At 41.8% G+C, this 11,577-nt stretch carries 9 protein-coding genes and 1 pseudogene; all 10 read left to right on the plus strand.

Annotated elements, in window-relative coordinates:
- A partial coding sequence (locus DW915_RS16195) for a transposase (protein ID WP_243033851.1) occupies window positions 1-1,029 on the plus strand: 1,029 nt, incomplete at its 5' end.
- 442 nt (window positions 1,030-1,471) lie between these two features.
- Window positions 1,472-2,992: a putative basic amino acid antiporter YfcC gene (gene yfcC / locus DW915_RS15275; protein WP_022462924.1), complete on the plus strand. Its 1,521-nt coding sequence runs from the start codon at window positions 1,472-1,474 to the stop codon at window positions 2,990-2,992.
- Window positions 2,993-3,007: 15 nt separating this feature from the next.
- On the plus strand, window positions 3,008-4,156 hold the full coding sequence (iadA, locus tag DW915_RS15280) for a beta-aspartyl-peptidase (protein ID WP_117814411.1): 1,149 nt from the start codon (window positions 3,008-3,010) through the stop codon (window positions 4,154-4,156).
- Window positions 4,157-4,309: 153 nt separating this feature from the next.
- Window positions 4,310-5,209 (plus strand): endonuclease NucS domain-containing protein, encoded by a 900-nt coding sequence (locus DW915_RS15285; protein WP_118742423.1) that lies wholly within the window; start codon window positions 4,310-4,312, stop codon window positions 5,207-5,209.
- Window positions 5,210-5,299: 90 nt separating this feature from the next.
- Window positions 5,300-8,290: a DEAD/DEAH box helicase gene (locus tag DW915_RS15290; RefSeq protein WP_118742424.1), complete on the plus strand. Its 2,991-nt coding sequence runs from the start codon at window positions 5,300-5,302 to the stop codon at window positions 8,288-8,290.
- Window position 8,291: 1 nt separating this feature from the next.
- Complete coding sequence (locus tag DW915_RS15295) at window positions 8,292-8,693, plus strand: (deoxy)nucleoside triphosphate pyrophosphohydrolase (RefSeq protein WP_118742425.1); 402 nt, start codon at window positions 8,292-8,294, stop codon at window positions 8,691-8,693.
- A gap of 72 nt (window positions 8,694-8,765) precedes the next feature.
- The gene (locus tag DW915_RS15300) at window positions 8,766-9,398 is read left to right on the plus strand and encodes a class I SAM-dependent methyltransferase (RefSeq protein WP_118742426.1); all 633 of its coding nucleotides are present in this window, start codon (window positions 8,766-8,768) and stop codon (window positions 9,396-9,398) included.
- Complete coding sequence (locus tag DW915_RS15955) at window positions 9,359-10,540, plus strand: HNH endonuclease domain-containing protein (RefSeq protein ID WP_243033852.1); 1,182 nt, start codon at window positions 9,359-9,361, stop codon at window positions 10,538-10,540. The genes DW915_RS15300 and DW915_RS15955 overlap by 40 nt, the downstream gene beginning before the upstream one ends.
- Window positions 10,541-10,662: 122 nt before the next feature.
- Window positions 10,663-10,836, plus strand: a pseudogene (locus tag DW915_RS16635) (zinc-ribbon domain-containing protein); the annotation flags it as partial.
- A gap of 104 nt (window positions 10,837-10,940) precedes the next feature.
- Complete coding sequence (locus tag DW915_RS15315; RefSeq protein ID WP_118719074.1) at window positions 10,941-11,402, plus strand: hypothetical protein; 462 nt, start codon at window positions 10,941-10,943, stop codon at window positions 11,400-11,402.
- Window positions 11,403-11,577: the final 175 nt, after the last annotated feature.

An 11,577-nucleotide genomic window follows, 5' to 3' on the forward strand; every position in this document is an offset into this window, starting at 1 on the left:
CGTCTGGAACAGTGGAAAGCAGAGGGACAGAAAACAGGAAAGCCGTATCTGAAAAGTGAGCAGTATGCCATGCCTGTTTTTTACCACGATGTCATGTACCGTGGAAACACAGAAGAGAAAGATGCGGCCTTTTTAAAACTGTACGATGGCCATGACTGGAAATGGTTTGCTGCGCGGCTGAAACATACGGATATGGAATATTTAAGAAAACACTGGTCGGGCAAAAAAGCTTCGGCGCCAACGTTGGAGAAAAAGCACGACAAATATTTCCTGCGTTTTACGTATGCGGAAGAGGTATCTTTAAACCGGACACCTGTCAAAGAACAAACGATCTGCAGTGTGGATCTCGGCATCAATACGGATGCAGTCTGTACCATCATGCGTCCAGACGGAACTATCCTGGGAAGAAAGTTTATTAACTTTCCCAGTGACAAAGACCGGATGTACCGTGTGCTGGGACGGATTCGAAGATTTCAGCGGGAACATGGATCGCGTCAGGTGCAGGGAAAATGGGCATATGCAAAACGTCTGAATACAGAGCTTGGCAGAAAAATTGCAAGGGAAATCGTTCTGTATGCGTCAGAAAAGAAGGCAGATGTGATTGTTTTCGAATATCTGGAAATGAAAGGAAAACTTTCCGGGAAGAAAAAGCAGAAACTGCAGATGTGGAGAAAACGTGATATCCAGAAACGGTGCGGACAGCAGGCACACAGAAAGGGAATCCGAATTTCCCGGATTTGTGCCTGGAACACGAGCAGGCTTGCCTTTGATGGATCAGGAGAGATTGCCCGTGATACACGGGATCATCGTCTGTGTACGTTTCAGACTGGAAAAAGATACAACTGTGATTTGTCAGCATCGTATAATATCGGAGCAAGATATTTTATCCGTGAAATTTTAAAACCCTTGCCGGAAACGGAAAGGTCTTTGCTGGAGGCAAAAGTTCCTGCAGTAAAGCGTAGAACCTCATGTGTTTATGCGGATTTGATAGACTTAATTTCAGAAATGGAACTGCGAAAAGCAGCATAAACACAGGCAGATATACCGTGGACTACCTGTTATGTGGAGGCCTGCCGTATCCGGCATGGAAGAAGCGCGTATCCGCGCAAGATCTAAGAAACAGGCGTATCCGCCGATATTTTGTCTGCCGCCTAAAGCGGTCTGAAGCACGTGACTTTAGTCATGTGAGGTTCACAAGCTCGCTTTCTGTATTAGATTTGTATTACTGTTAGAACAACTTTCCAAGTATAGCATAAGAGACGGGGAGCAGGAAACCCAAAAAGGAATTGTTTGTCTTTCTATACAATCATGTTATGCATGACATTGCACACAGCTCGCAGAAAGATCCGAATGGAAAATTTTTCTGCCATTTTTTTGATTTTTTCAGTGACTTTCCTCTATGATCTATGGTACACTAATCCATGCGCGTTAAAAATGAGAATAGAATATCAAATGGAGGAAATCTCAAAATATGAGCAAAAAGAAAGGCGAAGGCCTGAAATCATTCAACAGGGGATTTAACGTGCCGGATACCTACATTATCATCTTTTTTGTGGTAGTTATCGCGGCCGTCATGACTTTCCTCGTCCCGAAAGGCTATTACGAGACGGAGGATGTCACATACTTGATGAACGGGGTAGAAAAAACCCGTACCGTCATCAAAGACGGAAGTTTCCAGTATCTGACCGATGCTGCCGGAAAACCGGTCACAGAAGGCGTTGCACTGTTCAGCGGCGACGGCGGAACCGGATTTTTCAATTACATGTATAACGGAATTATCAGCAGCTCTGCCATCGAAATTATCGCATTTCTGATGGTAGTCGGCGGTGCTTTCGGCATCATGATCCGCACCGGAGCTGTCGAAGCCGGTCTGATCGGCCTGATCCGTAAAGCAAAAGGCGCTGAAAAACTGCTGATCCCGGTCCTTTTCGTCCTGTTTTCCCTCGGCGGAGCCGTGTTCGGAATGGGAGAAGAGGCCCTTCCGTTCACGATGATCCTCTGCCCGCTGTTCGTTGCTGTCGGATACGACACCGTCATTGCCGTGCTCGTTACGTACGTGGCAACACAGATCGGATTCGGATCTTCCTGGATGAACCCGTTTTCCGTCGGAATCGCACAGGGAATCGCCGGCGTTGACGTCTTCTCCGGCGCAGGTTTCCGTATGGTGATGTGGGTGGTATTCACCGCCCTTGGATGCGGCATGACCATGTTCTATGCAGCAAAAGTCAAAAAGACCCCGGAAATTTCCGTTGCCTACGAAAGTGACCAGTATTTCCGTGATCAGAACGAAAAAACAGGCATCGACGAGGGCCATTCCTTCGGCATCGGCCATATCCTGGTTCTGGTGACACTGGCTGTTACCGTTGTCTGGGTCATCTGGGGCGTTATGGCAAAAGGCTATTACATGGCCGAAATCGCAACCCAGTTCTTCATCATGGGAATCGTGGCCGGTGTGATTGGTGTCATTTTCCATCTGAACGACATGAAAGTGAACGACATTGCCGTTTCCTTCAAAGACGGCGCAAAAGACCTGATCGGCGCAGCACTCGTTGTTGCGATGGCACAGGGCATCATGCAGGTGCTCGGCGGTTCTGATCCGACGACTCCGACCGTCATCAACACCATTATGTACGGCATCTCACAGGCCCTGGCCGGTCTCTCCGGTGCAGCCGCAGCCGTGCTGATGTATGTGTTCCAGTCGGTCTTCAACTTCTTCGTCGTATCCGGCTCCGGCCAGGCGGCGATCACCATGCCGATCATGGCACCGCTCGCGGATCTTCTCGGCGTATCACGCCAGACATCCGTCCTTGCGTTCCAGCTCGGTGATGCCTTCACAAACCTGATCGTTCCGACCTCCGGCTGCCTGATCGGCTCCCTGGCGATTGCAAAGATCGAGTGGTCGAACTGGATCAAATTCATGTGGAAATTCTTAGGGATACTGATGATTGGAGCAGTTATTACGATTCTGATTGCGGTTGCCATTGGATTTTAAGAGGAGTGAGAGAAAATGATATTATTTCAGAACATAGACGTCTATGCGCCGGAATACCTCGGAAGAAAAGACGTTCTTACGGTGTATGATAAAATTGTCAAGATCGCAGATGCCGGCACGATAACGGCAGACGGCCTGCTCTCTGGCGCGGAGACCGTAGACGGAACCGGACTTGTCCTGACACCTGGCTTTGTCGACTGCCATGTTCACGTGCTCGGCGGAGGCGGTGAGGGCGGCTTTGCCAACCGCACCCCGGAGGCAACAATGGAAGGCCTGAACAAATTCGGCGTGACAACCGTTGTCGGCTGCCTCGGAACTGACGGCATTGGCCGTGACATGTGCGCGCTCGTGGCAAAAACAAAAGGTCTCCGGGAGCAGGGCATGTCCGCCTGGTGCTACACCGGCAGCTACCAGGTTCCGGTGCGCACACTGACGGATGGAATTACAAAAGATATCATGATGATCGAAGAAATCATCGGAACCGGCGAAATCGCCATCTCGGACCACCGATCCTCACAGCCGACCTTCGAAGAATTCGCCCGACTGGCAGCAGACACGCGCCTCGGCGGCGTTCTTTCCGGGAAAGCGGGAGTGATCAATGTCCACCTTGGCAACGGTGCAAGATGTATGGAGCTGATCGAACGCGTCATCAGCGAAACCGAAATCCCGGCCAGCCAGTTCCTGCCGACCCATGTCAACCGGAACGAGAAGCTGTTCCAGAAGGCAATTGAATACGCCGTAAAGGGCGGCGCAGTCGATTTCACCGGAAATGAAGAGATTGATTACTGGGAAACCGTCTGCGATGAAGTACGCGTGTGCAAAGGAATCCGCCGCATGCTGGATGCAGGCGTCAACCCGAAACACATCACCATCTCATCCGACGGCCAGGGCAGTCTGCCGATCTTTAATGAGAAGGGAGAATTCCTGCGGATGGGCATGGGCCAGTCGAGCTGTTTGCTGAAAGAAGTAAAAGAATGCGTGGAGAAAGCGGGAATTCCGCTGGAAACCGCAATTTCAACGATTACGGCAAACCCGGCAGAGATCCTGTCACTGAAAGGAAAAGGGAAGATCCGGGAAGGATATGATGCGGATCTTTGCGTACTGGATCAGGGACTGGAGATTCAGGAAGTCGTTGCACGGGGGAAGACGGTGTATCGGAAATAGCATATTGGTAATATTGGGAAAAGGTCACAGCTTTGCGGAGCTGCGGCCTTTTTTTGATGGGAATGCCTGCGGAAAGAATGTTTTACAATAGTATTTTGTAAGAAGGTACGATATAATGAACATATATCTTGCGACAGGGAAGGAGAAACTGCAGTGTCGGAAATAAAACTTTTTGAGGTCGGAACGGTTGTGAAAGAGCGCACCTCTTCCACGGTAGTATTGGAGAAACAACTGCAAACAACGATAGAGCAGAACATGGAGACATTTTTCGGCGTTCGTTTTCTGAAAAGTGAATATATGATCACATCCGGAAGAATGGACAGCATCGGAATTGACGAAAACAACAGTCCGGTGATTTTTGAATATAAGAGAAGCACCAGTGAAAATGTAATCAATCAGGGATTATTCTATTTGGACTGGCTTCTGGATCACAAAGCGGATTTTAAACTGCTTGTGATAGAAAAATTTGGAATGGAAGTCGCCAACCGGATCGACTGGTCCGTGCCTTGCGTTATCTGCATTGCAAATGATTTCACACGGTATGATGTACATGCGGTGAATCAGATGCAGAGAAATATCAAGTTGGTGAAATATCGGAAATATGGGGAAGATCTGTTGCTGTTTGAACATCTGAACACACCGGTGGCAAAGCCAGTAACGGAAACATCAACCATTTCAACAACAAGTAGTACATACACACAGAAAACACATTTAGAGAAGCTGTCATCAGCAAGCAGCCATTTCAAAACATTATATACGGCGCTTTGTGACTACATCGAATCGCTGGGAGACGATCTTGTTCCAAACCAATTGAAGCTGTATTTGGCCTATAAGAAAGTGCAGAATATTTTCTGCATTGAAATTTATAACAAACAGATCCTGCTCCGAATGAAACTCGACCCGGACACTGTTGAACTGGAAGAAGGATTCACAAGAGATACCCGCGGGATTGGACATTACGGAACGGGGGAGCTAGAAGTGTCAATCAAGACGGCAGAAGATTTTCAGAAGGCAAAGAAGCTGATTGATCGGGCGTATCAGGAGACGTTATAAAGCATGGTAAAAACTGGAAAATGATGAAAAAATTTGAATTGTAAAGTCAAATACGTTACAATTTAAAGTTAGAACAGAGAGGATGAAACGGTGAAAGAAGAAATAATACAAAACATAAATCAAGGGTTGGAAGCAGCCTATATCAATGGAAATCTTGCTTCAAATCTGGAATATAAACCGAGTTTTATATCAAACAATCCAGAAGAGGGTAAAAAAGTTATTTCTTCTATTGAAGAAGAGTTACTTCGCTGTGAACAATTCCAGATTAGTGTGGCATTTATCACAATGGGAGGAATTACGCCCCTCCTGCAGACGTTAAAAGAACTCGAGCGAAAGAGAATCCCGGGGCAAATTCTTACAACGAACTACTTAGATTTTAGTGAGCCAAGAGCGTTGGCAAAACTGAATGAATTGAAAAATATTACGCTAAAAATGTATGATGTGGAAGCTGCCGATAATGGATTTCATACCAAAGGATACATTTTCAAAAAAGAAGAAGTTTATAGAATTATCCTTGGCAGTTCGAATATGACAAGCGCAGCGCTTACCAGCAACATAGAGTGGAATACAAAGATTATATCGACTGAGCAGGGTGAAGTAGCAAGTGAGATTGTAAAAGAATTCAATTCATTTTGGAAGTCAGAGTATGCTTTGGATTTTGAAACCTTTTATGAAATTTACAAAGCACGCTACGAGATCATCAAACATCAACGAGAAGAGGCTAAAAAAGACAGGATTCCGTCTTTTGAAAAATATAAATTAAAGCCGAATTCCATGCAGGAAGAATTCATTGTTAATCTTCGAAAAATCATTGAAAAGGGTGAGAAAAGAGCATTATTGATTTCGGCTACGGGAACTGGAAAAACATATGCATCAGCATTTGCAATGCGTGAATTAGGTTTTAAGAGAGTATTATTTCTTGTCCACCGGGCGCAGTTAGCCAAACAAGCCAAGAAGTCTTTTGAACGAGTGTTTAATAATTCTGTCTCTATGGGCATCGTAGGCGATGGAAAACACGAATATGGCTGTGATTTTGTATTTGCTATGGTAGAGACGCTAAATAGAGATCAGCATTTGTTTCAATATGAAAAAGATGCATTTGATTGTATCATTCTCGATGAAGCACACCATAGTCCAGCGAATACCTATCAGAAAGTAATGAACTATTTTGAACCACAGTTATTTTTAGGTATGACAGCTACGCCGGATAAACGGGATGATCATATAGAAGGGCGAAATGTCTATGAACTTTTCCATCATCAAATAGCACATGAAATTCGATTACAGAAAGCAATGGAAGATCACTTGCTGTGTCCTTTTCATTATTTCGGAATCAGTGATATTTCGCTGATAGATGATAAAACGTCTAAAGGAAAGAATCTTACAGAAAAAGATTTTAATCTTCTTACAAGCGAAGAACGGGTAGAACATATCATTGAGCAGGCGCAGTATTATGGCTATAGTGGAGAACGTGTGAAGGGATTGATTTTCTGTAGTAGAAATAAAGAATGTGAAACATTATCGAGAATGTTCAATGAACGTGGTTATAGAACGCTTGCGCTTAGCAATGAAACACCACAAAAGCTCCGAGAAACAGCATTTGAACGTTTAGCTATGAGGGAAGAGGATGCAACGGATGAATTACAGCCCTTGGATTATATTTTCTCTGTAGATATTTTAAATGAGGGCATTGATATTGTTGAAGTCAATCAAGTCATTATGCTTCGGCCTACACAATCGCCCATTGTATTTATCCAACAATTGGGACGGGGGCTGCGTAAGGCGGAAGGAAAAGAATATGTAGTGATTCTGGATTTTATCGGAAATTACAACAATAATTTTATGATTCCAGTCGCTTTATCCGGAGACAATACCTACAATGCGGATGTGATTCGGAAATATGTTATCAGTGGAAATAGTACCATTCCGGGAGCATCTACCATTCATTTTGATGAAATAGCAAAAGAAAAGATTTTTCATGCGATTGACTGTATCAAACCAAGCACCTTGAAAGAATTGATGAAAGAAGGATACGTTAATCTGAAAAACCGTCTCGGAAGACGTCCAATCCTTTTGGATTTTTATGAAAACGCGGAGATGGATCCTCTTGTAATTATTAAGGAATACAAAACTTATTATTCTTTTGCAGAACAAATGGAGAAAAATGAGCAGCTGTTTCGGCTGTCAGAACAGGAAAAGACAACACTGGAATATTTGTCAAAGACGATATTAAGCGGTGTCAGACCAGATGAATTGGAGATTTTGCGATTGTTTTTAGAAAAAAATCAAATTACATATTCTGAAGTTATTGATAGCTGCAAAGAGCGATATGGTTATGAGATAACAACGCAAAAGATTGATCTTGCATGCGATGTTTTGAAAGGCAAATTTGTCACAAACAGCACGGAAAGAGAGAAGTTTTACCAGATTGATATTCTGGAATCAGATGGAGAGAATCGTTTAAAGAGAATTTTAAGTTATACAGAACGCCTAGCACATAAGGATTTTTATGATCAGGTCCAGGACATTGTGGCTGTTGGTTTAGCCAGATATCAAGATAAGTACGCAAAACCATATAGAAATGGAGTGCCATTTGTACTTTATGAAAAATACTCAAGAAGAGATGTTAGTTTGCTTATGAATGCAGGCAAAGATTTGTCGTCAACAATGTATGGAATGTCGCAACTAGGAGACGATGTTTTCATTTTTGTCACGTATCATAAAGAAGAAAACACAGATGAAGAAAAAGAATATGTTGATGGAAAGCCTGATTATGCGGATGAATTCGTAGACAACGTAATTTTTAGATGGGATTCCCAAATTGATAAAAAGTTAGATGGTGCATATATGGATAAGGTTTTAAATACACCAAGAAAACATCTTTTTGTTCAAAAGACGGATGCAGAAAACAATTTTTTCTATATGGGAGAATTTGATGTCTTGGAGGCTCATGAAGCGGAAAAGAAAAATAATAGAGGTGTATTAAAACCGATTTGTAAATTAAAATTTAAAATGCAAACAGCAGTAAGAGAAGATTTATTGAGATATTTGCAGAGTGGAAAAACAATGGAGGAAAAGTAAAATGAAAACAATCAGAGTTGTTGCAGCAGTAATAAAAGCAGTAAATAAAACAGGAGAATCCATCATTTTTGCAACACAGAGAGGTTATGGAGAATTTAAAGGCGGCTGGGAATTTCCGGGAGGAAAAATTGAAAAAGGCGAGACACCACAGGAGGCTTTGAAAAGAGAAATTATGGAAGAATTGGATACAGAAATAGAAGTGGGAGAATATATTGATACGATTGAGTATGACTATCCGGCATTTCACCTTTCTATGGATTGTTTTTGGTGTGAAGTTTTAAATGGAGATCTCGTATTGAAAGAACACGAAGCGGCAAAGTGGTTGACGAAAGAAGAACTGAACGAAGTAGAATGGCTACCTGCAGATATTACATTGATAGAGGAAATTAGAAAAGGAATGTAGGAACAGAAAATTAGGACATATTTCACGAAAAGTGCTGTCGAGTAGAAAAATGAGTGAGGGTGGAAAGAAACTATGACCTTGGAGCAAACAAAAAAATTTACAGAGCAGGACGAAAATACACTGCAATATTATAATCAAAATGCGACTAAATTTATTGAAAATACAAAGAGTGTTGAGTTCCATTCCGTACAGGATAAGTTTCTTTCCTGCCTTTCGGCCGGCTCTTATATTTTGGATTTTGGCTGTGGATCTGGACGCGATAGTAAATATTTTCTGGAAAAAGGTTATCGTGTCGATGCGGTAGATGGATCGGAAGAAATTTGTAAAATTACCAGAGAATATGTCAAAATTGAAGTGAAAAAAATGTTATTTTCGGAACTTTCGTTCGTAAATAAGTATGAGGGGATATGGGCGTGTTCTTCTATCTTACATCTTTCGAAAGACGAATTACAAGATGTTCTATATAAAATGATGCGTGCCCTAAAGAAAGAAGGATATATTTATACTTCCTTCAAGTATGGAGAATATGAGGGATATCGTGAAGAACGATATTATACCGATTTTACAGAAAATTCTTTTGCGGCATTTATAAAAGACTTTTCAGAAATAAAGATAGTAGAATACTGGATATCGAAAGATGTCCGTCCGGGTAGGAGTGAGGAAAAGTGGTTGAATTTGATACTTCAAAAATCGGATATAGTTTGAAACTGGATGGGAAATATTACAATACATTAGATATTGAAGGGTTTTCACACATGATGAAAGATCCGTCCTATTGTTACAAGTTTTATTGGTTGGAAGCGATTGTCCAGCTTATTGCGGAAGGCGTAAAAGAAACCACTTTTGATGCGGTGATCGATGAAATGATTTGCAATGCATGGTACTCGGTCCGCGAGTTTCACATCCATCTGAGCGGAATGCCAATCGATGGACAAGTAAAAGATGGATTGGAGAGAGCTGTAAGTAAATTATCAGAACTCAGCAATCTGCCTGCAAATGCATCCAAGGTAGAAATTAAAAATGCGATTAAAAAGTATGCACTGGAATTGAAAACATCAAAAGAGCAGCTCACCAATATGGTTCCATACAGAGCTCTTGCAGGATTTTTTGATAGAGCGGAAGAACCAGCAGATTGGGGAAGCGTACGGCGAATGACGGAATATATTGAGAGAATTAATGAGCACGTTGTGATATTACCGTATACACTGGGAACAGGGAGTAAGCTCAAAAAAGAAATATATTTTCAGCCATCTTGGACAAAGATGATTCAGGATAACACGGTATCGATTCTCGGATGGATTCAATATGAAAAGGTCAAATGGTTGCAAAACAATAATCCAGAAGTTCCAGGTCTTGTATATAAACTGGCGCCGATGGATGAGAAAATGCGGAAATTGAATCATGTGCGGAAACTATGGGAGGGTATTCTGGAACTGACGGAAGTCAGAGACGTGTTTACCGGAGAAGTTGTCGCGCCAAAAGCATATGATGTAGATCACTTTATTCCATGGTCGTTTGTCATGAACGATGAACTTTGGAATTTGATGCCGATGGATTCTTCCTTGAATTCGGCGAAAAGTAATAAGCTTCCGAAATGGGATCCGTTTTTTGAAAGATTTGCTGAGAATCAGTATTTGCTGTATGGGTTTATTCATGAAAAGCCGGGAATACATAAATTGTTTGAAGGATGCTATCGAGATAATTTACATTCTATCTGGGCTGGAAGAGAACTGTATTGCAAGGGAAATTCACGGGAGCAGTTTTATAATATTTTACAGAAGAATATGCAACCGATGTATGACTCGGCGAGACGGCAGGGGTATGAGGTTTGGAATAGGGGGATGTGAATGGGAAAATCCTTAAAAGAATGGTGTATGGAACATGACTGACAAGATATTTTGGTGCGATGGGATAAAGAAAATGTAGAAGATCCAGAAAGATGGCCATATGGTAGTGAAAAAAAGTAAGCTGGATTTGTGAGTTTGGCCATCGTTGGGAAGCATCACCTAATAAGATAATATCTAAGAAGACAAGCGGGTGTCCTTACTGCGCGAATCAGAAGGTGTGGAAAGGATTTAATGATCTAAGCACTTTTCGACCGGAAGTCGCTCAAGAACGGAATTTTGAAAAAATAAGAATTTGACACCAGACAAAGTGACCGTTTGCTCAAATAAAAAAGTATGGTGGAACTTTATAGGGTCTGACCACCTTACGCAATGAGGCCAGTAATAGTACGAGGAAGATTATATGGATAAATTTGTAACATTTTCTTTTGGATTTTATTATGTGATTGGAGTATGTGTTTTTTGGAGCAATTTATCTTATTCAGTTGCCACGTGTACAAAAGAAATTGTAAAGCAGAGACATTTAACCGATGAAGAGGGAAAAAAGATATGTGGAAGTTATTGTGCTAGAATATTATTTCAAACAATAATAATGTGTATTTTCCCAGGGCTATTTAAATTGTATCTTATGATTAATAGTTCTTACAACAGTAAATATATTATAACGTCAGGGTTATTTACTGTCATATGGCTTTTTATAACCGGAGCTATAATTAAAACAATATATCATATTGTTTGTAATAAAATAGAAATTTTTAAAGAATTTGAGTTCGACAAATATTATCAAAATAAAGAATTTTTATGGGTAACTTGCCCAATGTTATATGGAGTACTATTTAATTTTTATGATAATAACTATAAATGAGCAAATTCTAAATTTTGCACAAAATAAAGACACCCTCCGCTGAATGATGTATAATTGAAGTGCGAACATCAACCTACTCACGCAAACAAGGGGGTGCCTGTTGCAAATATTATACAGAGACTGTGAGAAAAAGTCTGTAAATAAGATTCTTCTATGATATGCAAGGGTGGTGAGC

Source organism: Blautia sp. AM42-2 (assembly GCF_003480245.1).
Taxonomy (GTDB): domain Bacteria; phylum Bacillota; class Clostridia; order Lachnospirales; family Lachnospiraceae; genus Fusicatenibacter; species Fusicatenibacter saccharivorans.

Coding starts and splice junctions, on each gene's coding strand:
- yfcC (WP_022462924.1), top strand. CDS start 1,472: ATGAGCAAAAAGAAAGGCGAAGGCCTGAAATCATTCAACAGGGGATTT.
- iadA (WP_117814411.1), top strand. CDS start 3,008: ATGATATTATTTCAGAACATAGACGTCTATGCGCCGGAATACCTCGGA.
- DW915_RS15295 (WP_118742425.1), top strand. CDS start 8,292: ATGAAAACAATCAGAGTTGTTGCAGCAGTAATAAAAGCAGTAAATAAA.
- DW915_RS15300 (WP_118742426.1), top strand. CDS start 8,766: ATGACCTTGGAGCAAACAAAAAAATTTACAGAGCAGGACGAAAATACA.
- DW915_RS15315 (WP_118719074.1), top strand. CDS start 10,941: ATGGATAAATTTGTAACATTTTCTTTTGGATTTTATTATGTGATTGGA.